We start from the raw sequence: 24386 nt of genomic DNA, 5'->3' as shown, positions 1-24386 counted from the left end.
CCTACCTTCGATTTGTGTTCGAAGGACCAACGGTAGCCCCGCCTCCCGGACCCGCCCGGTGTAGGCCTCTAACCGGCCAACATAGTTGTCGTCAACCGGCCAGGGTAATTGTCGTCAACCACAATGGCAACATCCAGCATCGTGTTCACAAGCTGGGCATCTGGCCGGGTGCCGATGGTCCAGCTGATCACCAGCCCATCGAAGCAGTCGATCATGGGCGATAGGTACACCTTGCCAGCTGGAATCTGGAACTCCGTGATGTCGGTGAGCCACTTCTCATTCGGGGTTGCAGCCTGGAAGTCGCGATTGATGACATTGTCTGGCGCAGGGCTGATTTCTCCCAGGTAGGAGCCGTACCGTCTGCGCTTAGCCCGGGCAACGACCAGGCATTCCTGCCTCATCAAACGCCGCACGACTTTCTCCGAGATGAAGACGTGCTGTCTGCCCAGTGACGCCTGTATCCGGCGATAGCCGTAGCAGCGGTGATTGAGTTCGAAGATGTCTGCGATGGTGCGACGCACGACACCATGCTTGTCGGCGACCCGTAGCCGTGCCCGATGATAAAAGTAGGAACTTCGGGCAAGATCGAGTTCGGCCAAGAGTTCTGCCAATGCATAGGTTTTTCTCAGGGCGTCAACGAGCCGCGTCTTCTCCTGGTTGCTCAGGAGCGGCAGGTCGACGCCCAGGCCCTTTTTTTAACAGCTCATTGGCCTTCTTCAAGATGTCGTGTTCAAGCTGCAATTGCCGGACGTCGCGTCGAAGCGATTGGACTTGCTGCTCCAGTTCTTTCCGCTCAGGATCTGGCGACGGATCGTTGTTAAGTTTCATGGATGCGGGGGCCTCACGGCCCAGGAGTTGATTTTTCCATTGGTACAGCGTCGGCCTGCTCACGGCTAGCTTTTGTGCAATGGCTTGCGCACTTGTCTGCCTGGTGCAAAGCGCAATGACTGCCGCCTGCTTTAGCTCTGGAGGGCGCGGTACGCTCCGCGCTTTGTCAACAACGTACTTTCTCGTTTCGGGGTGCAGCTCATCGACCCAGGCTGAGATCGTTTCGCGGCACGGGTATCCCAGTGCCTTCAGGGTTCCAGCAAAGCAGCAACCATGGTCTAGGTAGTGCTGAACGGCCACTTTCTTCTGCTCGTCTGAATACTTCGGCCTTGAAAGCACATAGCCCACCGGCAAATCGTGACCTTGTTCGTATTCTCGATGCCAACTCTTGAGCGCGTTCTTCGTCGGGTATCCCAACTGACGAATGGTCGCTTCAGTGCATTTCCCGAGTTTTATATAGAGCTTGACTGCTCGAATGCGGTCTTCGTAAGAGTACATGAACTACCTCCAAGTAGTCCAAGTTTTCGTCCGCACCCCCAGGGGGCCAGTATTCAATTGGCGCTAACAGGCTGACTTATGATGTTCAGCAAATATTGTGGTGTGGCTAAAGGTGTGGCTAAATTTGCGCGACACACCGAGAAAGAAGAAAGGACTTCGCCCCTTTTCGAAGCTAAGTCCTTGATTCATATGGTCGGTGTGAGAGGATTCGAACCTCCGACCCCTTGCACCCCATGCAAGTGCGCTACCAAGCTGCGCCACACACCGACAGACTTTGGAGTATAGCGCGACACGACGCCCTACTCAGTAAATGGGTTGAGTCAGGGGGCTGAGCAGATCGCGGATTTCAAACAGTTCGCGGCGCACCAATTGCAAGCGTTGCTGCGAAATGCTGCCATCCGGCAAATCCGCATCCGCGTGCTCGCTGTCTTCAAAGTCCACCGAGTCCTCGAAATCGTTTAGTACCGAATCGCCCGCCTCCAGCGCGTCCACACCATCCAGCATGATTTCCCCGTTGCGCCGCTTGTCGCGTTCAGTCTGAACGATCTCCTGCAGTTTGTTGCGTGCGCCGCTGATGGTGAAGCCCTGGTCATACAGAAGATCCCGGATCCGGCGAATCATCAGCACCTCGTGGTGCTGGTAATAACGGCGGTTGCCACGCCTTTTCATCGGGCGCAACTGCGAGAACTCTTGCTCCCAGTAACGGAGCACATGAGGTTTGACGCCGCACAAATCACTGACCTCACCAATAGTAAAGTAGCGTTTCGCGGGAATGGAAGGTAGAGTTTTCTCCAATTAGATGAATACGCTAAAGGGTGATTTCAAATTTACTCTAAGTCGGAAGCTTGGGCAAAGGGTAACTAAATTTTCTTGAAATATGTTGTTTTGATACATATTTAATATTAAGTACTCCTTTGCTCCCCCTCCAGTACTTCTAGAAAAGATTCCGGAAGTTCACTCTCTGCAGTGTCGCCCTGAATCTGGTCTTTCAGCTTGTGGCTGGCGTGGAAAGTTACCACCCGACGGGCTTGAATGGGGATGGCTTCGCCTGTTCGAGGGTTGCGGCCTGGTCGTGGCGCCTTGGTGCGAATCTGAAAATTGCCGAAGCCGGAAATTTTCACATCATCACCCTCTACCAAGCTGTCTGAAATCAAGTCAAAAAACGCGTCCAGCATGTCTTTCGATTCGCGTTTGTTGAGCCCGATTTTCTCAAACAACAACTCGGCCAGATGCGCCTTGGTGAGCGCGGGGGTCTCCAGGCTTTCAACAGAAAATTCCATGGCTCGATCCTCCTGGCCGCTATTGTTTTGTAAAGACTTTTGTGCAAGCATCAGGCGCGCAAACGGGCCTGCAATTGGCCCTGCAGATTGGCTAGCACGGCCTGCACGGTTGCATCAATTTCCTCGTCTGTCAGTGTAGTGGCGTCGCTCGAAAGCACCAAGCGCGCGGCGAGGCTTTTCTCTCCGAGCTGTATGCCTGCGTTGGCTTGCAGCGGCCGGTAGATATCGAACAGCGTTGTGCCCTTGAGGCGGCCCCGCGTGTCAGCGCCGTGTATCGCAGCCAAAAGCGCCGCATGTGTGACGCTCTCTGGCACGATCACGGCGATGTCGCGCTCCACGGGCTGCAGTTTGCTGACTGGCTTGAAGACCGGCACTGGCCGTTGTAGAACGGCATCGAGCTCCAACTCAAACAGCAGGGGCGCCTGCGGCAGCTCGTAGCTTTGCCGCCACTGCGGATGAAGTTCACCCACGAAGCCAATTGCCCTACCGGCCACAGACACGCTGGAGCAACGGCCAGGATGCATGGCGGGATGCTCTGCCGGCGCAAAAAATGCTTGCAGTGGCGCCAGCAACGCTTCGACATCGCCCTTAATGTCAAAGAAGTCAACCGCCTTGTCGGGCTGGCTCCAGTGCAGTGCCGCGCGTGGACCATACGCCAGACCGGCGACACGCATCGGCTGATTGAACCCGGCCACCGTGGTGTCGGTGTTCTGGCTTTGCGCATCGCGTAGAAATACCCGACCTACCTCGAACACATTCACGCGAGGCGCCTTGCGGTCCAAATTGAACTTGAGCACCTGCAACAAGGAACCCAGCAATGAGGAACGCATCACGCTCATCTGGCTGGCAATCGGGTTCAGCAGCTTGATGGGATGGGGGTTGTCGGCAAGTTCGGTCTCCCAGCGCTGGTCCACAAAACTGAAATTGATGGTTTCTTGGTAGCCCAAGGCTGCCAACGCACGGCGCACAGCAAACGGTGAGCGCTCCGCCTCCGGACGGATTCTGGCGGTGATGGGTGCGAAAGGCGGGGTTTCGGGCAACTGCTGATAACCGACCATGCGCACCACCTCCTCTATGAGGTCTTCTTCAATTTGCAGGTCGAAACGGTAGCTGGGCGGCGTCACCGTCAGCGCGCCTTCGACCTCTGTCACCTGCAAACCGAGACGATTGAGCGCATCCAGGCACTGTGCCTGCGTGAGCGGCATGCCTATCACCTTGGCCGCGCGCTCCACCCGCAGGGTGACGGGACTCGCCGTGGGCAGGTTGACCTGCAGATCATCCAGTGGGCCGCACACCGTGTCCGCAGTGCCGCAGATATCGATGATGAGCTGGGTGATGCGTTCGATGTGCTCCAGGGTTTGGCCAGGGTCCACGCCGCGTTCAAAGCGGTGGCCTGCATCGGTTGAAAAGTTGTATCGGCGTGATCGGCCTGCGATGGCTTTGGGCCACCAGAAGGCGGCTTCAACATAGACGTTCTGCGTGTCGTCCGACACCGCCGTAGCACTACCGCCCATGATGCCGGCCAATGATTCGACCTGAACGTCGTCAGCAATCACGCCAACCTTTTCATCAACAGTCACGGTGCTGCCGTTGAGAAGCTTCAGCGTCTCGGCGGACTTGCCCCAGCGAATGTCGAGCCCGCCGTGGATTTTGTCGAGATCAAAGATGTGGCTGGGACGACCCAGTTCAAACATGACGTAGTTGGAAATGTCGACCAGTGCCGTCACGCTGCGCTGCCCGCAACGCGCCAGCCTGTCAACCATCCAGGAGGGGGTGGCAGCTTGTGGATTGACGCCGCGCACTATACGGCCCGAAAAACGGCCGCACAGGTCCGGTGCACTAACCTTCACAGCCAACTTGTCCTGATTACCGACAGGCACGGATGGAAAACACGGCGTATTCAAGCGCGCGCCGGTCAGGGCAGCGACTTCGCGTGCGACGCCATAGACGCTCAGGCAGTGCGCCAAATTGGGCGTGAGCTTCAAGGTGAACAGGGTGTCATCGAGCTTCAGGTGCTCACGGATGTCCTGACCCGGCGGCGCGTCGGGAGCCAGTTCCAACAGGCCGCCATGGTCCTCCGACAGCTTGAGTTCCCGCGCTGAGCAAAGCATTCCCTGGCTTTCGACGCCGCGTAGCTTGCCAACCTTGATCAGAAAAGGTTTGCCGTCTTCGCCTGGCGGCAATTCGGCACCCACTAGCGCACAAGGCACCTTGATGCCGACTCTGGCATTGGGCGCACCACAAACGATAGTGAGCAAACTGTCCTGCCCCACATCCACTTGGCAAACGCGCAAGCGGTCGGCATTCGGATGCTGTTGCGCCTGCATGATTTGGCCCACGACTATATGGCTAAAAGGCGGCGCGACCGGCTTGAGTTCTTCGACTTCAAGCCCGGCCATGGTCAGGGTTTCAGCGAGTTGCCCGGTGCTGAGCGGTGGGTTGCAAAATTCGCGCAGCCAGGATTCTGGAAATTGCATGGTCTTACCTTCTATCTTTGTTCGTTTTGGCTTTATGACTGGAACTGGGAAAGAAAGCGGATGTCGCCGTCAAAGAACAGGCGCAAGTCATTCACGCCATAGCGCAGCATGGTGAGACGGTCGGGCCCCATGCCGAAGGCAAAGCCAATGTATTTTTCGGGGTCCAGCCCCATGTTGCGAACCACGTTGGGATGCACTTGGCCAGAGCCCGCTACTTCGAGCCAGCGCCCAGCCAATGGGCCCGTCACGAACTGGATATCGATCTCGGCGCTGGGCTCAGTGAACGGGAAAAAGCTAGGACGAAAACGCAACACCAGGTCGTCGCTTTCAAAAAAACTTCGACAAAAATCGGTAAACACAAACTTCAAATCCTTGAAACTCACATTCTCGCCAATCCACAGGCCTTCGCACTGATGAAACATCGGTGAATGGGTGGCGTCGCTATCTACCCGGTAAGTGCGACCCGGGGCGATAACGCGAATTTCAGGCATTGTGCCGCCTGCATCGATGGCCACCCGATGTTTTTTGACATGCTGGATGGCATAACGTATCTGCATCGGGCTGGTGTGCGTGCGCAACAAATTCGGGGCTGCTTCGGTACCACCTTCAACATAAAACGTGTCGTGCATAGAACGCGCGGGATGGTCCTCCGGCGTGTTGAGCGCGGTGAAATTAAACCAGTCGGTTTCAATCTCGGGACCCTGCGCCACGTCAAATCCCATGGAGCTAAAAATCGCTTCAATCCGCTCCAGCGTCAAGGATATGGGGTGCAGACCGCCCTGCATCCGCTGGCGGCCAGGCAGGCTTACGTCGAGCGCTTCGGCTTTGAGTTGCTTTTCGAGTTCGGCATTCGCCAGTGCCTGGCGGCGCTCAGTTAGCGCGGCTTCTATGGCTTGTTTGGCGACATTAATGGCTGCACCGCGCGATTTTTTCTCGTCTACAGGAAGTAGCGCCAAGCCCTTCATCAACTCGGTGATGCGCCCCGATTTTCCCAGAAGCTGGGCCTTGGCATTCTCCAGATCGGCAGGCGTGGTGGCCAGCGCAAAACTGGTCTGAGCAGAACTCACCAATTCATTGAGGGCGTGGGCATCGTTCATAAATTCTCTTATACGGGTAAAGATACTGGTGCGGCCCAGTCAACAGCAGCGACGATCTCGGCCGAGCGGCCATCACGCAAGTGCAAGAAAAGAACAATAAGTAAAGCGAGCCATAAAAAAAAGACCAGAGCTTTTTCAAGCTCCAGCCCTTTATTCTAGTGCGCAAAATGCTATTAATTTAATAGCAAAAGACCTTAAAAATCAGACAGCCAGCTTGGCTTTCACCTGCTCAACGATGGCGCCGAAAGCGGCGCTGTCATGGATGGCCATATCAGACAGAACCTTGCGGTCAATCTCTATACCGGCCCTTTTCAGACCATTGGCAAATTGACTGTAAGTCATGCCGAACGAACGGCTTGCCGCATTGATACGGGCGATCCACAACTGGCGGAACACGCGTTTCTTGGTCCGGCGGTCACGGTAGGCATATTGCCCGGCCTTCATCACCGCTTCTTTGGCGATGCGGAAGACGTTACCGCGGCGACCACGGAATCCCTTTGCAAGGGCTAAAACTTTTTTGTGGCGGGCGCGAGCCGTTACACCACGTTTGACGCGAGGCATGTAGTTACTCCTTGTTCGTCGTTAATTAAATGCCACGGCCTGGCAGCATCTGTGACATGCGACCCATATCGGTGTCATGAACAGCTACTGAACCACGCAAATGACGTTTGTTCTTGGTGGTCTTCTTGGTCAGGATGTGACGCTTGAAGGCTTGACCGCGCTTGACGGTGCCACCTGGACGAACGCGAAAACGCTTTTTAGCGCCGCTTTTGGTCTTCATTTTGGGCATGTAATGCTCCTTTTCATTTGTGCTCGTGAGGCGCTACGAAACTTCCGCAGACTTGATGGCCCCGAGCCACTTGTTAGTGGCGAGTGTTTAGCTCTCCACTTGTTGGTGGCGAGCGTTAAAGCTCACCACTCTAATGACAGGTTTTAAGGCTTGCCACTTTCCAGCGAGGAAGTTTTCCAACTTTTCACTGATCGTGCCGGATTTTATTCCGCCACTTTCGGAAGACCGGCTTGTCGCCTGCCTTCACAGGAGTGCCAAAAGGCATCCCTCTTAATGGCCCGCTGGTGATCAAACCAGCAAACCTTAATCGAAACCACACAACCTTCAGGTTGCTGTGGATGGCGCCATCACGGTGTCCGCCGCCGGCTTGTTCATCGCTTTCTTGCGGCCAGGCGCGATCATCATGACCATCTGCCTACCCTCAAGCTTGGGAAACTGTTCGACCAATATCAAATCTGCCAACTCATCACGGATACGCGCCAGCAGGGCCAAACCGAGCTCCTGGTGCGTAATTTCGCGACCGCGAAAGCGCAAGGTAATTTTGCACTTGTCGCCATCTTCCAAAAAGCGCTTTATGTTGCGCAGTTTGATGTTGTAGTCACCATCATCAGTGCCGGGCCGGAATTTGATTTCCTTGATCTCGATCACTTTTTGCTTGGACTTCGCTTCTGCCGCCTTTTTCTGCTCGGCATACTTGAACTTGCCGTAATCCATGAGCCTGCAAACCGGCGGGACCGCCGTTGGGGAGATTTCAACCAGATCTACGTCAGCTTCACCGGCCAGACGGAGCGCTTCCATGATGCTAACAACGCCCAAAGGCTCATTGTCTGGCCCAGTCAGTCGCACTTCTGGGGCCATGATTTCACGGTTCAAGCGATGCTTGCGTTCTTCACGGTGACGGCGGTCACGAAATTCAGTAGCGATGGTGTTAATCCTTCAATTTTTGCTATAAAAGCTATAGCGACTTGCGCCCGTCTGGCAATGACAAGAAGCCCGATTCATCAACAAATTCGTCGAAAATCAAACCTTTTGGGCGATGTCAGAAGCGATTTGCAAGGAAAAAGCTTCGAGGGACATCGCTCCAAGGTCTTTATTACCCCTGGCGCGCACAGACACTAACCCTGCCACCTTCTCTTTGTCACCTACGACAAGAATGTAAGGCAGCTTTTGAAGCGAGTGCTCCCGTATTTTATACGTAATTTTCTCGTTGCGCAGGTCTAGGTTGACTCTAAGCCCTTGATCCTGCAGCGTTTTAGCAACTTTCCGCGCGTAACCGGCTTGGGAATCGGTGATATTGAGCACCGAGACCTGTTCGGGCGCCAGCCAAGCGGGCAGCGCACCAGCGCTCTCCTCGATCAAAATGCCAATAAATCGTTCCAGACTGCCCACAATCGCCCGGTGCAGCATCACCGGGCGGTGGCGGGCGCCGTCCTCGCCCACATATTCGGCATCCAGTCGCTCAGGCATCGAAAAATCGACTTGCATGGTGCCGCATTGCCACTGCCGGCCAATCGCGTCCTTGAGCGTGTATTCAATCTTGGGGCCATAAAACGCGCCCTCACCCGGGGAAATTTCGAATTCGCAGCCCGAGACGCGCAGACTTTCGATCAGTGCGTTTTCTGCCTTATTCCAGCCTTCATCAGAGCCAATGCGCGCTTCTGGCCGCGTCGCAACCTTATAGACAATATTTTTAAAGCCAAAATCGGTATATACCTTTTGCAGCAGTGTGGTGTAGTCAACGCACTCTTTCAAAATCTGGTCTTCGGTGCAAAAGATGTGGCCGTCGTCCTGCGTGAACCCGCGCACGCGCATGATGCCGTGCAAACCGCCCGAGGGCTCGTTGCGGTGGCACTGACCGAATTCGCCATAGCGCAGCGGCAAATCCCGGTAGCTCTTGATGCCTTGCTTGAAGATCAGGATATGACCAGGGCAATTCATCGGCTTGAGGGCGAAATCGCGTTTTTCGCTCTCTGTCGTAAACATGTTGTCGCGGTATTTGTCCCAGTGTCCGGTTTTTTCCCACAGCGTCTTGTCCAGAAGTTGAGGTCCCTTGACTTCCTGGTAGCCGTTTTCCTGGTAAACCTTTCGCATGTACTGCTCGACGCCCTGCCAAAGCGTCCAGCCCTTGGGGTGCCAAAACACCAGACCAGGGGCATGGTCATCAATGTGAAACAAGTCAAGTTCCTTGCCAAGCTTGCGATGGTCACGTTTCTCGGCCTCCTCCAGCATGGAGAGGTGCTGCTGCAGTTCGTCTTTGGTGGCCCAAGCCGTGCCGTAGATACGCTGCAGCATCTCGTTGCGGTGGTCGCCGCGCCAGTAAGCGCCCGCCAGCTTCATGAGCTTGAAAAATTTGAGTTTCCCTGTGCTGGGCACATGCGGCCCGCGACACAGGTCTTCGAACGCACCCTCTCGGTACAAGGACACATCCTCATTGGCAGGAATACTGGCAATAATTTCGGCTTTGTAATGCTCGCCCATGCTTTTGAAATACGCCACCGCTTCATCGCGCGGCAGAACGCGGCGCGTCACCGGCTCGTCTTTGGCCGCTAGTTCGCTCATACGCTTTTCGATGAAAACGAGGTCCTCCGGCGTGAACGGGCGCTTAAAGGAAAAGTCGTAGAAAAATCCGTTTTCAATCACCGGTCCGATTGTGACCTGCGCCTCGGGGAACAACTCCTTTACGGCGTAGGCCAACAGGTGGGCGGTGCTGTGGCGAATCAGTTCCAGGCCGTCGGCGTCTTTGGCGGTGATGATGGAAACAGGACTGTCCTGAGCGATGAGGTAGCTGGTGTCGACCAGTTTGCCGTCGACCTTGCCGCCCAGCGCGGCTTTGGCCAGGCCAGCGCCTATGGACGCGGCAACCTCGGCCACCGTTACCGGGCCTGCATAGTCGCGCTTGGAGCTGTCAGGAAGTGTGATTTGGATCATGATTTCGAAAACAAAAGTAAAAAAGCGCGGACTTGCCGCGCTTGAAAGCTTAAAGCCGGGATAGCGTAATTTTACGCCGCACCGGCTTGCCCTTCAGATCAGTGAAACTGCTCTTCTTCGGTCGAACCGGTCAGCGCAGTCACGCTGGACTTGCCGCCCTGGATCGTGGTGGTCACTTCGTCGAAGTAGCCGGTGCCAACTTCCTGCTGGTGAGACACAAAGGTGTAACCACGGTCGCGTGCTGCAAATTCTGGCTCTTGCACCTTTTCGATGTACGCCGTCATGCCGCGCTGGACGTAGTCTTGCGCCAGATCGTACATGTTGAACCACATGGAGTGGATGCCAGCCAGCGTGATGAACTGGTACTTGTAACCCATGGCGCCGAGCTCTCTCTGGAACTTGGCAATTGTCGCGTCGTCCAGGTTTTTCTTCCAGTTAAACGATGGCGAGCAGTTGTAAGCCAGCATCTTACCGGGGTGAACCTTGTGCACGGCGTCGGCAAACTTCTTGGCAAAGTCCAGATCGGGCGTACCAGTTTCGCACCACACCAGATCCGCGTAATGCGCATAGGCGTTGGCACGCGAAACGGCCTGGTCCAGACCTTTTTTGGTCTTGTAAAAGCCTTCAGCGGTGCGCTCGCCGGTCAGGAAAGGCTTGTCGATCTCGTCGTAGTCCGAGGTCAGCAGATCAGCGGCTTCTGCGTCGGTGCGGGCAATCACCAGCGTTGGCACACCGCACACGTCGGCCGCCATGCGGGCAGCAATCAGCTTTTGGCAAGACTCGCGGGTAGGCAACAGCACCTTGCCGCCCATGTGGCCACATTTCTTGACGGAGGCGAGCTGATCTTCCCAATGCACGCCGCCGGCACCGGCCTTGATCATGGCCTTCATCAGCTCGAACGCGTTAAGCACGCCACCAAAGCCTGCTTCCGCATCGGCCACGATGGGCGCAAAGTAGTCGATGTAGCCCTTGTCGCCCGCATCGATGCCCTTGGCATGCTGGATCTCGTCGGCGCGACGGAACGTGTTGTTGATGGTCTCGACGACCTTGGGCACCGAATCAACCGGGTACAGCGACTGGTCGGGGTACATCGACGAATAGGTATTGTTGTCGGCAGCGACTTGCCAGCCCGACAGGTAAATCGCCTTCACGCCTGCTTTGACCTGCTGCATGGCTTGCCCGCCAGTAAGCGCGCCCAGGCAATTGACGTAGGGCTCGCTGTGCAAAATGCTCCACAGCTTTTCAGCGCCGCGGCGAGCCAGCGTGTGCTCAATCGGGAAAGAGCCGCGCAGGCGTACCACGTCGGCGGCGCTGTAGCCGCGCTTGATGCCCTTCCAGCGCGGGTTGGTGGCCCAGTCTTTCTCCAGGGCAGATATCTGCTGGTCGCGGCTCAGTTGTTCGGTGAGGGTTTGTGGCATGGTGCGCTCCGTAGGTTGAAATAAAAATTTGACTGGACGACTTGAATCGGTAAACAACTTTAAGTCTTCTACAAGACCTTGTAAAGCTCTTATGTCTTATATAAGACAAAAATTAATTTCAATGAAATCAATACTCTTCTTTATAAATTTCGCAATACAAAATCAAATTTCTTATATTGAGAAATAATTCCGCACTGCAGCAATTATGGATTTCATATTAAAACAACCATTTGCCGGATTATGAAATCCAAGGAGCTTGCGTCAAGGCGCCGATTCAGCGCGCGCCCTAGGCGCGGCATTGCACCCAATCGTCACCAGCGATGACCAGCATGCCCAACACACGCGCCGGCGCCACCTCATAAAGAACGCAGATAAGTTGCGCAGACGCGCCGCTCGAGGGGCGATCAAGCTGGACTGCGACTTCGCGTTTGGCGTACTCGCCACTAGACTCGGGCCAGACCTCTTCGATCTCGTCGAGCTGACGCTCCAGTTCAGCGCTGATTCGGTAGACCTCACCCCGCACCAGGCCAGTCGCTCCCAGCATTACGCCCGGATAGGCGCCCAGGTCATGCATCACGCCTGCCACGCTGGCGCGTCCGACCCGGCAGGGCGCAGGCAGCAAGCGATTGATATCGCGTTGCTCGCCGCGGCGCAAGCTACCGTAGACAAAGACATGACGAACAGAGGGCGCCGGCATCGTTGATAGGTTCGAACAGAGCGGTAAAGTGACGCTAAAAAATAAGGCATGATTTCAGGCTGCGCCCGCCGAACGGGCTGGCAACCCAACCCGACCGGTCAGCTGAACCGGCGCAATAGGATTTCTCCATTTTAATGAACCGCTTTGTGGCTTACGCCTGCCTCGCGCTCAGCATGTCTTTGGTCGGCAGCTACGTCGCGCTGTCCAAACCGCTGGTCGCCGCGCTGCCGGTTTTCTTGCTGGCCTGGCTGCGCTTTGGCATCGGCGGCCTGGCGATGCTTCGCTGGTTCAAAAAACCGGCGATGGAACGGCCGATGAGCAGCCAGACACGGCGCCTGCTGTTTCTCGAATCATTTCTGGGCAATTTCCTGTTTTCCATCTGTATGTTGTATGGCGTGAGCCTGACCAGCGCGGTGGCTGCAGGCGTCATCATGGCGTCGATTCCGGCGGCAGTGGCACTGATGAGCTGGCTCTTCCTGCGCGAACGTATCGGCGCACCGGTCTGGGCCGCCGTGGCCTGCGCCGTGCTGGGCATCGGTCTTTTTTCACTATCAAAAAGTGAGCTGCTTGCGCCCGTATCTATTGGGCTAGAGGCCAATTTGTTACCTAAAATCAGCTGGTGGAGTAGCCCTTGGCTGGGCAACCTCTTGCTGGTGGGCGCCGTACTGTGCGAGGCGGCCTATGCGGTGATCGGAAAAAAGCTCACGGGCGTGCTCAGTCCCAAACGCATCACAGCACTAATCAACCTCTGGGGCTTTGCACTGGTCACGCCGCTAGGCCTGTGGATGGCCTGGAGCTTTGACTTTGCCGCTGTGGCGCCCGCGAGTTGGTGGCTACTGCTGTTTTATTCGCTGGCCGCCAGCGTATGGACGGTGTGGCTGTGGATGACCGGGTTAAAAACCATTCCCGCCAACCAGGCCGGTGTGTTCACCGTCATGCTGCCTTTAAGCGCCGCAGCCGTCGGCGTCGTCGTATTGGGCGAAACACTGAGCGTTACGCAGGTGGGGGCCTTCGCCATCGCGTTGGCAGGCGTGGTGCTGGCTACCTTGCCACAACGGGGTCGGGAAAAGCCTGCTCGGGCCGCGCCGCCGCACTGATTTCACGCGCCAACCGCCGCTGCCGGCGCATCACGAAGACGCTGTAACTGATGATGCCCAGCGACACGACGCCAATCAAAATCGTCGCCGCCGCGTAAATGGACGGGTTCACGCCGCGCCGCGCGTAGCTGAAGATCACCTGCGGCAAGGTCGTCACGCCCGGACCAGACAAAAACTCGGAAATCACCACGTCGTCAAACGACAGAGTGAAGGTGAGCAGCCAGGCTGAAACCAGGGCAGACGCGATATTGGGCAGCGTCACCAGAAAGAACACCTGCATGGGCCGGCAGCCCAAGTCCATGGCGGCTTCTTCCAGCGATCGGTCCATCTCGCTCAGACGCGACTGGATCACCACCGTGGCATAGGCCATGCCCAGCAGCGTGTGGCCGGTCACGATGGTGATGAAACCGCGCTCTGGCCAGCCCACGCCGCGTTGCACCGCCACCATCAGCAGCAGCAAGGACAGCCCGATGATGACTTCGGGCATCACCAGCGGGGCGTTGACCATGCCGTAAAACAGCGTGCGCCCCGAAAAGCGCAGGTAGCGCACCAGCACGAAAGCGGCAAAACTGCCCAGCACGACCGAAAGCGTGCCGGTAATCAGCGCCACCTTGAGCGACAGCAAAAAACCCTCGACCAGGCGGGAGTCCTGCAGCAGGGCCTGGTACCAGCGCAGCGAAAAACCGGTGAACGCGCCGTCCTGGCGGGTGCTGTTGAAAGAAAAGACGATGAGGAAAAACAGCGGAATGTACAGAAAAAGATAAACCAGACCGAGCCAGACCCGGCCCAACTGGTTTTCTGCAAAGCGCCACAGACTTCTCATGTCAGGACGCCTCACGCTCTGCGTAGGTATGGCGCCCGTTGCTGTAGCGGTAGTAAAAAGCCAGCGGCACCAGGATCAACAAAATCATCACGACCGATAACGCTGCTGCGCGCGGCCAGTTGTTGCTGCTGAACATTTCGTCCCACACTACGCGGCCAATCATGATGTTTTCGGCACCCCCCAGCAGCGAGGGAATGACGAACTCACCAACGCTGGGAATGAACACCAGCATGGAGCCCGCAATGATGCCGGACTTGCTGAGCGGCACCGTGATCAGCCAGAACGCCTTCCAGGCGCTGGCGCCCAGGTCATGGGCCGCCTCCAGCAGGCGGAAGTCCATCTTCACCAGATTGGCGTACAGCGGCAGGATCATGAACGGGCAGTACACGTAAGTCATGCCGACCAGCATGGAGACATCGGTGTAGAGCATGACCAGCGGTTCGCGGATGATGCCCAGACTCAGCAGCAGCTGGTTGAGCACGCCCTGGTCGGCCAAAATGCCTTTCCATGCATACACGCGTAGCAAAAACGAGGTCCAGAACGGCAGCATCACCAGCATCAGCAACGCGGGGCGAATCGAGGGCCGGGAGCGTGCGAGAAAATAGGCAAACGGGTAGCCTATCAGCAGGCACGACAGCGTGGTGAGCGAGGCGAACTTGAGTGAAGTCCGGTACGCCTCCATGTAGATGGTGTCGCCAAAACCTCCGGCTGCCGCCGAAGTGTCGATGAAAATAGAAACATAGTTTCCGAAGCGCAGCAGGATGTGCCAGGAGGCGTCCACCGTGCGAATCAGCGGAACAAACGGGTCGACCCCGTTGCCCATGTCGGTCACGCTGATGCGCAGCAGTATCAAAAAAGGCAGCAGGAAAAACAGCAGCAGCCAGACATAGGGCACGCCAATGACAAAGCGCCGCCCCAGCCGCAAAGAAAGCGAAGAGAGGAGCGAAGAGAGGAGCGAAGACGGGATTTTCACTGCCTGAGCCTGTGTAGGTTACGGGTTCATCAGATGATTGATCAACAGCATCATTGGATCAGCACGATCGGTGCGGCGTCGTCCCACCAGAAGAAAACCGGATCTTCCCAGGTAATCGCACTGCCCTCGTCTCTGGTGGTGTTGGTCTCGGTGATCTTCATGCTGACGCCCCCGCTAATTTCCACGATGTAGCTGTTGTAGCTGCCAAAGTAGGCAATCTCGCGAACCTTGCCGTAAAACAGATTGACGCTAACCTCGGGGCGGAGCTTGGAGATATGAATCTTCTCGGGCCGCACCGCAATGGCCACCGCCATGCCCAGGGTACCGCTGATGCCGTGGCCGACCTTCACCACGCCCTGCCCGGTCGTCACCTCGCAGCGGTCCGCCTCGTCCAGCGTGAGCTCGCCTTCCATCAAATTGACGTTGCCAATAAAATCGGCCACAAAGCGGCAGTTCGGGTGTTCGTAGATTTCTTTGGGTGTACCCACCTGCAGCACGCGGCCGTGGCTCATGACAGCAATGCGCGAGGCCATGGCCATGGCCTCTTCCTGGTCATGGGTCACCATCACACAGGTCACACCGACCGATTCCAGGATATTGACCAGTTCAAACTGGGTGCGCTCGCGCAGTTTCTTGTCCAGGGCGCCCAGCGGTTCATCGAGCAGCAACAACTGTGGCTTCTTGGCCAGGCTGCGCGCCAACGCGACGCGCTGCTGCTGGCCGCCGGAAAGCTGGTGCGGCTTGCGCTTGGCAAAGGACTCCAGCTGGACCAGCTTGAGCATCTCCTGCACCCGCGCCTCAAGCTGCGCCTTGGGCATGCCCTCGCGCTTGAGGCCGAAGGCGATGTTGTCCCAGATGTTCAGGTGCGGAAACAGCGCATACGACTGGAACATCATGTTGATTGGCCGTTCATAAGGCGGGAATGAAGCAATGTCCACACCATCAAGAAAAACGGCGCCAGAGCTCGGCTTTTCAAAACCGGCCAGCATGCGCAGCAAGGTTGATTTGCCGCAGCCCGAGCTGCCGAGCAAGGCAAAAATCTCTCCCCTGCGGATAGACAGCGAGACCTCATCGACCGCCGCCAAACCGTCAAAGCGTTTGACCAGCTGTTCGGTACGTAAAAATCCGTCGTCGGGCGTTGCGGGCAAATTCATGAAGGCGGCTTCCTGCGGTCGCACCACAATGAAAAAAAACCGGACACGCAAAGCATTGCAGGTCCGGCCGAGGGTCAAACTGAAATCAACAACTAGACCGATGTGCGGCTCGAAGTGCGGCTATTTGCCTTTTTTGAAGCTGGTAAAGGCATTGCTCATGGACTCTCGCGCTTCATTGCTGAAGCTTGCGGGTGAGACCATTTTCTGCAGATTGGCGGTGTCGGGAAAGACAGCCTTGTCCTGAACAATTTCAGCTTTGACCTGCGCCAGGCTAGCCTTGTTAGCCGTGGCGTAGCTCAGCTCATTGCTCAGCGAGGCCGACACTTCGGGCCGCAGGAAATAGTTGATGAAGGCATGCGCGTTGTCCGGATGCTTAGCGTCTTTGGGAATGGCCAGGGTGTCAAAGAAAATCAGACCACCGGTGCTGGGCAGCAGCGCCTCGACGTCGTTGCCGCTCTTGTTCTCGATGGCACGGCCGCGAGCAATGTTAATGTCTCCGGCCCAGGCCAGAGCCACGCAGGCTTTTCCACCAGCCAGATCGTCAATCATGGTGCTGGAGAACATGCGGATGTGCGGTCGCACCTTGGCCAGCATCTCACCCGCCGCCTTGTGGTCGGCCGGGTCGTTCGAGTAGGCATTTTTGCCCAGGTAATGCATGGCCGGTGGAATCACCTCGGTCGGTGAATCCAGGTAAGCGATACCGCAGGACTTGAGTTTGGCCGTGTAGACCGGGTTGAACACCAGTTCCCAGGCGTTTTCGGGCATGGGCGTGGCGCCCAGAGCCTTCGCGACCTTACCTTTGTTGATACCCACCGTGGTAAAGCTCCAGGCCCAAGGCACCAGGTAGCCATTACCCGGATCAATCGTGCCGAGTTTTCCCATGATGGCCGAATCCAGATTGCCATAGTTGCCAATCTTGGCCTTGTCCAGTTTCAGCAGCAAGCCGCCATCTATCTGCGGCTTGGCGAACACGGCGCCCGGGACCACGATGTCGTAGCCGGTATTGCCCGCCACCAGCTTGGCGTGCAGGGCTTCGTTGTTTTCAAAAGTCTGGTAATTGACCTTGATGCCGGTTTCCTTCTCGAAATTCGCCACCATGTCCTTGGCGATGTAGTCGGGCCAGTTATAAATATTGAGCACCTTCTCTTCGGCACTGCTAACCGCCGCAGGAGCGCTGGCCGCCGGTGTCGGCACGACGACGGCTGCGGGTGCATCTTCCTTTTTGCCGCAGGCTACCAATGCCAGCGCTGAAAACGCGAAAGACCACAAGTGCTTGTTCATATTGTCTTCAAGTCCGTTAAAAATGGCGAAAAAATGACGTCCAGAACATACCTAGAGGCTGTAGGGCCTTAGGGGGTTAAGCCACGGAGAGCGGAATTGTAAGAGTAATTATTCCGGCTGGACCTGTAGTTTCGCAAACGCTTGCGACAGACCTTGGAACGGCGGCAAAGTCAGGGCGTCAGGCACCACGGGGCGGTGTTGTGCACCAACCCCATCCACAACGCCCCAAGGGAAGTGGTCAGCAAGGCCAGTCCCGCCAGACGAATCGCCCACTGCCCCGAGCCCGGCTTGCGCAGACGCAGCCAAAGCCAGGGCCCGGCCATCAGGGAAACGCTGCTGCCCAAAGCAAAGAGCGCCATGACTGCGGCGCCCTCCAGCGCGCTGCTGCTCAAGGCAGCCACCAGCAAGGCTGAATAAAGCAAACCGCAAGGCAGCAGGGCCCACAAAACGCCCAGCAGCAGCGGAGCAGCGCCCACTGATCCCTTAGTGACGGAGCGCACGCGGCTCCAGACTTTGCGCGCGCCGTCTTCAAGCCAGACCGGCTGGCGCGCCCGCCATAGAAGCATCAGGCCCAGCAGTGCCGCCGCCACATGGAACAGCGTCCAGACCGGTCTGAGTGCAGCAGATTGAACGCTTAGCCAGCCCAGACCCTGCATGGAAGCCGCTGCCACCCCGCCCATGGCAGAATAGCCCAGAACCCTGCCCGCTTGAAATATCCACATGGAGCGCGTGTTGGTACCCGTGCTGGATCTCCCGATGCCGGCGCATGCGGCACCACACATGGCAACGCAGTGGGGCCCGCCGGCAAGCCCCATCAGCAAAGCGGTTGCGCCAAGTGCCGTCAGCATCAGATGATTCTTGAGAACTTGGTACGGTTGCGATCAGCCTGCAAATAACGGTCAAACACCATCGCCACCGCGCGTACAAAAAACCAGCCCTTGGCCGTCACCTGAATACCCGAATCATCCAGGGACACCAATTCGCGGTCGGCCAGCAACTCAAGCGCTTGCAGTTCTGTAGCAAAGTATCTGCGAAAATCGATCAAATGGGCAATCTCCACAGATTCATACTCCACCGCGCCCTGGCACATCAAAGCCATGATCACTGCGCGCCGCACCACGTCATCGCGCGACAAAGCCAAGCCCTGCACAACGGGGAACTGTCCCTGGTCCAAATGGTCATAATACTCTTCCAGCGTTTTGGCATTCTGGCTGTAGCTAGCCCCGACGCGCCCGATCGCCGAAACACCCAGGGCGATCAAATCGCAATCGGGTTGGGCGCTGTAGCCCTGGAAGTTGCGATTCAAGCGGCCCTGGCGTTTGGCAACGGCCAGCGCATCGTTGGGCAAGGCGAAATGATCCATGCCGACATAGACGTAGCCCGCCTCTTCAAACACTGCAAGTGAGCGCGAGAGCATGGAAATCTTGGCCGGAGCCGGGGGCAGCTCGGCCGCCACAATCCGGCGCTGCGGCTTAAAACGTTCAGGCAAATGCGCATAGGCATACAGCGCAATCCGGTCCGGCCGCAGTTCGCTCATCAGAGCCAGGGTCCGCTCAAACGACTCGGGTGTCTGCCGCGGCAAGCCATAAATCAGATCCACATTGATCGACTCAAATCCCAGTTCGCGCGCCGTTTCAACGAGTGAAAAAATCCGCTCCGTGGCCTGAATCCGGTGCACGGCTTTTTGCACTGCCGGATCAAAATCCTGCACGCCAAAGCTCAGACGGTTAAAACCCAATTCAGCCAGCACCGTTAGCCTGCCGGCATCCACGGTGCGCGGATCCACTTCAATCGAGTATTCGCCACCAGGCGCCAGCGCAAAGCTGCGACGCAACATGGACATCAGTTCGCGCAGCTCGTCGTCGCTTAAAAAAGTCGGACTTCCACCGCCCAAATGCAGCTGACTGACGACTTGACCCACTCCCACGTGGGCGGTGTGCAAATTGACCTCACGGCTGAGGTAACGCAGATACTCTGCTGCCCGTTCATGGTGTTTGGTGATGACTTTATTGCAGGCGCAGTAGTAACACAGCGACTCGCAAAACGGGATGTGGACGTAAAGCGACAACGGCAGTGTCATGGCCCCACCGCCGGAGTGGCGCTGCTGCAAGGCCTGTACATAGTCGGCGGCGGCGAAGGCCTCAATAAACCGGTCTGCCGTGGGATACGAGGTGTAGCGCGGCCCGTTCAGGTCATACTGGCGCAGCAAGTCAGGCGAAACAACGCTCATATAGAACTCCCCAAGGGTTAATTTAAATTGTGAGGTCAAACGCAGGCGGTTATGTTGACCTGAATCAACGCTGCAGCAGGCAAGCACACGCAGAATTGAGGATGCATAGCGGCACCAGTCATGTGCGGGGGCTCCAGTGTGGGCTACCGCACATACAAATGAAAGCTTGGAGAAACCGCAGAATTCCCCGAAAATCGCTTGGTGAACAACGAAACCATCAAAGTCGCCTGCTCCAATTGCAATGTGCGCGAACTGTGCATGCCTATTGGCCTGACCATCGAAGAGTTAAGTCGCGTCGACGAACTGGTCGCCATGCGACGTCCCGTCAAGCGCGGCGCCACATTGTTTCGCAATGGTGAGAAGTTCACCTCGCTGTTTGCCATACGTACCGGTTTCTTTAAAACCTGCGTGACAACCGAAGACGGACGCGACCAAGTCACGGGGTTCCAGATGGCGGGTGAAATCATCGGCCTGGACGGCATCGTCAATGACCAGCACACCTGCGACGCCATCGCACTCGAAGACGCTGAAGTATGTGTCTTGCCGTTTGACCGCATCGAGGAAATTTCACGCGAGGTCAATGCCCTGCAGCACCACGTCCACAAGATCATGAGCCGCGAAATTGTGCGCGAGCATGGTGTGATGCTGCTTCTCGGAAGCATGCGGGCCGAAGAACGGCTGGCGGCCTTCCTGCTCAATCTGGTGCAGCGGATGCAAGCGCGCGGTTTCTCAAAATCCGAACTGGTGCTGCGCATGACACGCGAAGAGATCGGCAGTTACCTGGGTATGAAGCTTGAAACCGTGAGCCGCGCCTTCTCGAAATTTTCCGAAGATGGGATGGTCGAAGTCAAACAGCGCCATGTTCATATCAAAGACGCTGAGGGACTCAAGCGCATCGTCAATTCACAATTGTGTCATTGACCTTGCGCGCCGGCTGAGCCAGCCACAAGACCAGGCGACTGCACACCATGGTGATCAGCCAGAAGGCAAAAAACGCAACCGTATAAACGCCCTGGCGTGTCATTTGCACAAGCTGACCCGGCCAATGCACCTCACCCGGGTCAAACATTGCAAAGACCAATACCTCCAGCAGGCACGCCGCGACGAACGCCGGCCAAGCCACCAGGATCCAGCAGCGCATAGTCTGTGGTTTTTTCGCGTCATGGTTTTTCAAGACTTTTTCCTCCCGTCGCACTATGGTTGCGGCCAGCCATGGCGGGCTGCATAGGCGGCGGGGCGGTCTGCACCTGTTTGCTGATCTCAATGCCTTCCCGGTAACGGTCATCGGGCACCAGGGCGTCTGGCCCCTGCATGATGTAGACCGCCGTCACAGCACAGGCCAGCACGGCCGAAAGCGGCCCGGAGATTACCAGCCAGACATAGGGCTCCTTCCACCAGGGGCGAGTCGCAGGTTCGGACGAAAACGTGTCAGCGCTCTTGTCGGCAGCGTGCATGTATGGGCTCCTTCCACAAACTTATAAACACGATTAAACTAAACAAGTCTGAGCCTTTATCGCGGTACCAGGAAGACTGATTTTTCGATCACTTCATCACGCGCCCCGCCAAGGCTTTCAATCTTAAAGGTGATCGGATGCGAACCGGCAGTGGCCGCATTGGGCGGAGTCTGCACGCGAACCGGAATCCATCGCGAATTCGCTGCATCGACCGTGACCACGGCCTCGGACACAATCCGGGCGCCTTCGATGCCGTCAACCGCTATCTCATACTGCTCGCCGTGTTCTGTCGCATTCATAATCTGCAGGCGATAGACGTTTTCGACCTGGCCCTGCCCCACCACGCGCGCCATCGCGCCCCGGTCGCGCACCACATCCACCTTGAACGTAGCACGCGTCAGCAGGCTCGCCAGCAGGCCCAGACTAACGGCCAATAGCACGGCGGTATACACCAGCACCCTGGGTCGAAATACCCGACGCCACATCGCCGCCCGCGGCAATTTCTGGTTTATACCGTTTTGCGTGCTGTAGCGAATCAAGCCGCGCGGGTAATGCATCTTGTCCATGACGCTGTCGCAGACGTCGATGCAGGCCGAGCAACTGATGCATTCGTACTGCAAGCCCTTGCGGATATCAATGCCGGTAGGACACACCTGAACGCACAAACCGCAGTCAACGCAATCGCCGAGCCCTTTGGCGTGGTAATCGGCAGGTGTATCGCTGCGTGGGCGTGAACCACGACCTTCTCCCAGGGCTTCGTCATACGTGACGATCAGCGTGTCACGGTCAAACATCGCGCTTTGAAAACGGGCGTACGGGCACATGTACTTGCAGACCTGCTCGCGCATAAAGCCCGCGTTGCCGTAGGTCGCAAAGCCATAAAACAGCACCCAGAACAGTTCCCAGGGCCCTAGCGACAACCTGGCAACCGCACCCGTCAATTCCTTGATCGGTGTGAAGTAACCGACAAAGGTAAAGCCAGTCCACAAGGCGATTGCCAGCCAGATCGCGTGCTTGAAACTTTTGCGCGCCAGCTTGGCGGCACCCATGGGGGCTTTGTCGAGTCGCATTCGGGCTATCCTGTCGCCTTCGATCTTTCGCTCGACCCACATGAAGATTTCGGTATACACCGTTTGTGGACAGGCATAGCCACACCAGAGGCGGCCCGCAACCGCCGTGAACAAGAAGAGCGACAGCGCGCTGATGACCAGCAAACCCGTCAGGTAGATGAGATCTTGCGGATACAGTACCAGATTGAAAATATAGAAGCGGCGCGAGTCCAAGTCAAACAGCAGCGCTTGCCGGCCATTCAGGGACAGCCAGGGCATGCCATAAAACACCAGCTGCGTGATCCACACCATAGCCCAACGCCAATGGCTGAACCAGCCGGTGACACTGCGCGCAAATATCTTGCGTTCAGACTGGTACAGCGACAGCACGGCCGACGAGTCGTCTGTTGCCATGACGCCGGAAGCCGAGCCGTCAACCGCAATGATCGGAATGACCCGTTGCGCTGAACGCTTACCGCTGGGGGGAACTGCCACGTGAATAACCGTTCTATTTAATACGTTGCGGGTGTCGACACCGGGACCCAGTGCTTATCGGCCTTTTTCACCCTTGTCACCCTTGTCACCCTTGTCGTGTTTTTCGCCCGTCTTGCCGTCATCGTCCGAATGCTGGGTTGCCGATAGGCTCAGCACATAAGCCGCGACCACACGAATCTGATCGGGTGTGAACTTGGACGCCTGCGCCGGCATGACGTTGCTTTTGCCGGTTTTCACAATGCTCGCGATCGCCGCCTCGCCTCTGCCATGCAGCCAGTAGTCGTCTGTCAGATTGGGCGCGCCTATGGCTTTGTTGCCCTTGCCATCTACGCCATGACAAGCCGCGCAAGCCGCGAATTTTTTCTTGCCATTGACCGCCTTGAGCTCGTTGTACGGGCTGCCTGACAGCGACAAGACGTAATGTGCCACCTCGCTGATCTCGACCTCCCCACCAATGACCGCACCCATGGGCGGCATGACGCCCATGCGACCGTTGGTGACCGTCTGCACAATGTGCTCGGCACCGCGCTCACCAAGCCAGCCAGCATTGCTGTTGGTGAGGTTGGGATAGGACTGGCTGCCGCGGCCGTCAGAGCCGTGGCATTGTGAGCAGTTGTTCATGAACTGCCGCTCACCGATGGCCAGCGCACGCGGGTCCTTGGCAAGCGCCTCAATCGGTTGCGCTGAAAACTCCGCATACAGCGGCGCCACCTGGTCGCGAACGCGCGTGACATCCTGCTGGTGCTCGCTCTCGGTCGACCATTTCAGCAGCCCTTGAAAGCTGCCCAGACCCGGAAAAATCGCCAGGTAGGCTAGCGAGAAAACGACGGTAATGATGAACAGCCACATCCACCAGCGTGGCAGCGGGTTGTTCAGCTCACGCAGGTCCTCGTCCCAGACATGACCGGTCGTGTTGTCGCTGACTTGCCCGGCTTTAACGCTGACTTTGGCACTTCCTGCCACCCACAACAATAAGGCGCAAGCCGCGATCGAGACCAGGCTGATGATTGCCACGTAGAGGGGCCAAAATCCATTTGTGAAATCACTCATTGCGATTGCTCCTATTCAGACCGGAACGGCAGTTGCGCGGCGTCGTCAAACTGCGCTTTTCGGGAAGGCAGGCAGGCCCACACCATAATTCCGACGAACGCCGCGAACGCGGCCACTGTGACGATGCTGCGGAGCACATTGATATCCATGTTAATAACCTCTTATTTGAATGCCAGACCCAAACCCTGCAAATACGCTACCAGCGCGTCCAATTCGGTCTTACCCTTGAGCTCTGCGGGTGCACTGGCGATTTCGGCGTCGGTGTACGGAACACCCACCGTTCGCAAGGCCTTCATATGACTCTGAATTGATTCGGCGTCAGCCGGGGCGTTCTCAAGCCAAGGATAGGCCGGCATGATGGATTCGGGAACCAAGTCGCGCGGACTGATCAAATGCAGACGCTGCCATTCGTCGCTGTACTTGCCGCCTACCCGGTGCAGGTCCGGCCCGGTGCGCTTGCTGCCCCATTGAAACGGATGGTCGTAAACAAACTCGCCCGCCACGGAGTAGTGGCCGTAGCGCAGGGTTTCAGCGACCAGCGGCCGGATCATCTGCGAGTGGCAGTTGTAGCAACCTTCGCGCACATAGATATCGCGCCCGACGATTTTCAGAGGCGTGTCAGGCACCACCCCTTTGACGGCCTGAGTGGTGGACTTCTGAAAGAACAGCGGAACAATCTCTACCAGACCGCCCACGGCGACGACCAGCAGGATTAGCACAATCATCAACCAGTTGGTGGTTTCAATTTTTTCGTGTGAGAAAGACAT

24 protein-coding genes, 1 tRNA gene and 1 pseudogene are annotated in these 24386 nt (G+C 57.0%); 2 read left to right on the top strand and 24 right to left on the bottom strand.

The genetic code is table 11. From position 1 onward, the window contains the following. Positions 1 to 122 precede the first annotated feature (122 nt). From HHJ18_RS11885 to HHJ18_RS11830, 12 genes and pseudogenes are all read right to left on the bottom strand, one after another. Positions 123 to 1326, bottom strand: a pseudogene (locus HHJ18_RS11885) (IS3 family transposase); the annotation flags it as partial. Between the two features lie 190 nt (positions 1327 to 1516). Beyond that, positions 1517 to 1593 (bottom strand) — tRNA-Pro (locus HHJ18_RS11880). Between the two features lie 36 nt (positions 1594 to 1629). Then, positions 1630 to 2121: a MerR family transcriptional regulator gene (locus tag HHJ18_RS11875; protein ID WP_296915536.1), complete on the bottom strand. Its 492-nt coding sequence runs from the start codon at positions 2119 to 2121 to the stop codon at positions 1630 to 1632. A 107-nt stretch (positions 2122 to 2228) separates the two neighbouring features. Further along, the gene (locus tag HHJ18_RS11870) at positions 2229 to 2657 is read right to left on the bottom strand and encodes an integration host factor subunit alpha (protein ID WP_296915534.1); all 429 of its coding nucleotides are present in this window, start codon (positions 2655 to 2657) and stop codon (positions 2229 to 2231) included. Then, the gene (gene pheT, locus HHJ18_RS11865) at positions 2657 to 5083 is read right to left on the bottom strand and encodes a phenylalanine--tRNA ligase subunit beta (RefSeq protein WP_296915528.1); all 2427 of its coding nucleotides are present in this window, start codon (positions 5081 to 5083) and stop codon (positions 2657 to 2659) included. Before pheT ends, HHJ18_RS11870 begins: the two co-directional genes overlap by 1 nt. 32 nt (positions 5084 to 5115) lie before the next feature. Continuing rightward, the gene (gene pheS / locus HHJ18_RS11860; protein ID WP_296915526.1) at positions 5116 to 6180 is read right to left on the bottom strand and encodes a phenylalanine--tRNA ligase subunit alpha; all 1065 of its coding nucleotides are present in this window, start codon (positions 6178 to 6180) and stop codon (positions 5116 to 5118) included. Positions 6181 to 6381: 201 nt separating this feature from the next. Then, positions 6382 to 6741, bottom strand: a complete 360-nt coding sequence (gene rplT / locus HHJ18_RS11855; protein ID WP_296915525.1) for a 50S ribosomal protein L20 — start codon at positions 6739 to 6741, stop codon at positions 6382 to 6384. Between the two features lie 25 nt (positions 6742 to 6766). Next, complete coding sequence (gene rpmI, locus HHJ18_RS11850) at positions 6767 to 6970, bottom strand: 50S ribosomal protein L35 (protein ID WP_296915524.1); 204 nt, start codon at positions 6968 to 6970, stop codon at positions 6767 to 6769. Positions 6971 to 7294: 324 nt separating this feature from the next. Next, entirely contained in the window at positions 7295 to 7903 is a 609-nt protein-coding gene (gene infC / locus HHJ18_RS11845) for a translation initiation factor IF-3 (RefSeq protein WP_296915548.1), read from the bottom strand. 87 nt (positions 7904 to 7990) lie between these two features. Beyond that, positions 7991 to 9898 (bottom strand): threonine--tRNA ligase, encoded by a 1908-nt coding sequence (gene thrS / locus HHJ18_RS11840; protein WP_296915522.1) that lies wholly within the window; start codon positions 9896 to 9898, stop codon positions 7991 to 7993. A 98-nt stretch (positions 9899 to 9996) separates the two neighbouring features. After that, entirely contained in the window at positions 9997 to 11316 is a 1320-nt protein-coding gene (gene aceA, locus HHJ18_RS11835; protein ID WP_296915519.1) for an isocitrate lyase, read from the bottom strand. A 286-nt stretch (positions 11317 to 11602) separates the two neighbouring features. Continuing rightward, positions 11603 to 12013 carry a gamma-glutamylcyclotransferase family protein gene (locus tag HHJ18_RS11830; protein WP_296915517.1) on the bottom strand — a complete coding sequence of 137 codons (411 nt, stop codon included), beginning with the start codon at positions 12011 to 12013 and terminating at the stop codon, positions 11603 to 11605. Positions 12014 to 12147: 134 nt separating this feature from the next. Here HHJ18_RS11830 and HHJ18_RS11825 point away from each other — a divergent pair, with 134 nt between their 5' ends. Next, the gene (locus HHJ18_RS11825) at positions 12148 to 13110 is read left to right on the top strand and encodes a DMT family transporter (RefSeq protein WP_296915516.1); all 963 of its coding nucleotides are present in this window, start codon (positions 12148 to 12150) and stop codon (positions 13108 to 13110) included. Here the strand turns inward: HHJ18_RS11825 and HHJ18_RS11820 are convergent. The 6 genes from HHJ18_RS11820 to hemN all read right to left on the bottom strand — a co-directional run bounded on the left by HHJ18_RS11820 (position 13055) and on the right by hemN (position 19571). Next, on the bottom strand, positions 13055 to 13933 hold the full coding sequence (locus HHJ18_RS11820; protein ID WP_296915514.1) for an ABC transporter permease subunit: 879 nt from the start codon (positions 13931 to 13933) through the stop codon (positions 13055 to 13057). The two genes, HHJ18_RS11825 and HHJ18_RS11820, sit on opposite strands and share 56 nt — an antisense overlap. A 1-nt stretch (position 13934) precedes the next feature. Further along, positions 13935 to 14906 carry an ABC transporter permease subunit gene (locus tag HHJ18_RS11815; RefSeq protein ID WP_296915512.1) on the bottom strand — a complete coding sequence of 324 codons (972 nt, stop codon included), beginning with the start codon at positions 14904 to 14906 and terminating at the stop codon, positions 13935 to 13937. A 50-nt stretch (positions 14907 to 14956) separates the two neighbouring features. After that, complete coding sequence (gene potA / locus HHJ18_RS11810; protein WP_296915510.1) at positions 14957 to 16060, bottom strand: polyamine ABC transporter ATP-binding protein; 1104 nt, start codon at positions 16058 to 16060, stop codon at positions 14957 to 14959. A 120-nt stretch (positions 16061 to 16180) separates the two neighbouring features. Then, a complete protein-coding gene (locus tag HHJ18_RS11805; RefSeq protein ID WP_296915509.1) occupies positions 16181 to 17341 on the bottom strand; it encodes an extracellular solute-binding protein in 1161 nt (386 codons plus the stop codon). A gap of 170 nt (positions 17342 to 17511) precedes the next feature. Beyond that, positions 17512 to 18189, bottom strand: a complete 678-nt coding sequence (locus tag HHJ18_RS11800) for a sulfite exporter TauE/SafE family protein (RefSeq protein ID WP_296915507.1) — start codon at positions 18187 to 18189, stop codon at positions 17512 to 17514. Next, positions 18189 to 19571 carry an oxygen-independent coproporphyrinogen III oxidase gene (hemN, locus tag HHJ18_RS11795; RefSeq protein WP_296915505.1) on the bottom strand — a complete coding sequence of 461 codons (1383 nt, stop codon included), beginning with the start codon at positions 19569 to 19571 and terminating at the stop codon, positions 18189 to 18191. The genes HHJ18_RS11800 and hemN overlap by 1 nt, the downstream gene beginning before the upstream one ends. Before the next feature lie 201 nt (positions 19572 to 19772). On the opposite strand from hemN, the gene fnr reads away from it, so the two are divergent. After that, complete coding sequence (fnr, locus tag HHJ18_RS11790) at positions 19773 to 20492, top strand: fumarate/nitrate reduction transcriptional regulator Fnr (protein WP_296915504.1); 720 nt, start codon at positions 19773 to 19775, stop codon at positions 20490 to 20492. Here the strand turns inward: fnr and HHJ18_RS11785 are convergent. From HHJ18_RS11785 to ccoO, 6 genes are all read right to left on the bottom strand, one after another. Then, the gene (locus HHJ18_RS11785) at positions 20470 to 20712 is read right to left on the bottom strand and encodes a hypothetical protein (RefSeq protein WP_296915502.1); all 243 of its coding nucleotides are present in this window, start codon (positions 20710 to 20712) and stop codon (positions 20470 to 20472) included. The genes fnr and HHJ18_RS11785 overlap by 23 nt on opposite strands. Positions 20713 to 20731: 19 nt before the next feature. Further along, positions 20732 to 21025, bottom strand: a complete 294-nt coding sequence (locus HHJ18_RS11780) for a nitrogen fixation protein FixH (protein WP_296915500.1) — start codon at positions 21023 to 21025, stop codon at positions 20732 to 20734. Between the two features lie 56 nt (positions 21026 to 21081). Beyond that, positions 21082 to 22488 (bottom strand): cytochrome c oxidase accessory protein CcoG, encoded by a 1407-nt coding sequence (gene ccoG / locus HHJ18_RS11775; protein ID WP_296915546.1) that lies wholly within the window; start codon positions 22486 to 22488, stop codon positions 21082 to 21084. A 135-nt stretch (positions 22489 to 22623) separates the two neighbouring features. After that, on the bottom strand, positions 22624 to 23619 hold the full coding sequence (gene ccoP, locus HHJ18_RS11770) for a cytochrome-c oxidase, cbb3-type subunit III (protein WP_296915498.1): 996 nt from the start codon (positions 23617 to 23619) through the stop codon (positions 22624 to 22626). An 11-nt stretch (positions 23620 to 23630) separates the two neighbouring features. Next, the gene (locus tag HHJ18_RS11765; protein WP_296915496.1) at positions 23631 to 23768 is read right to left on the bottom strand and encodes a cbb3-type cytochrome c oxidase subunit 3; all 138 of its coding nucleotides are present in this window, start codon (positions 23766 to 23768) and stop codon (positions 23631 to 23633) included. Between the two features lie 12 nt (positions 23769 to 23780). Continuing rightward, the gene (ccoO, locus tag HHJ18_RS11760; protein WP_296915494.1) at positions 23781 to 24386 is read right to left on the bottom strand and encodes a cytochrome-c oxidase, cbb3-type subunit II; all 606 of its coding nucleotides are present in this window, start codon (positions 24384 to 24386) and stop codon (positions 23781 to 23783) included.

The organism is Polaromonas sp. (genome assembly GCF_012927455.1).
In the GTDB taxonomy this organism is placed as follows: domain Bacteria; phylum Pseudomonadota; class Gammaproteobacteria; order Burkholderiales; family Burkholderiaceae_C; genus Polaromonas.
Note: the sequence above shows the minus strand (reverse complement) of the source record. Positions and strands in the feature narration are given on the sequence as shown.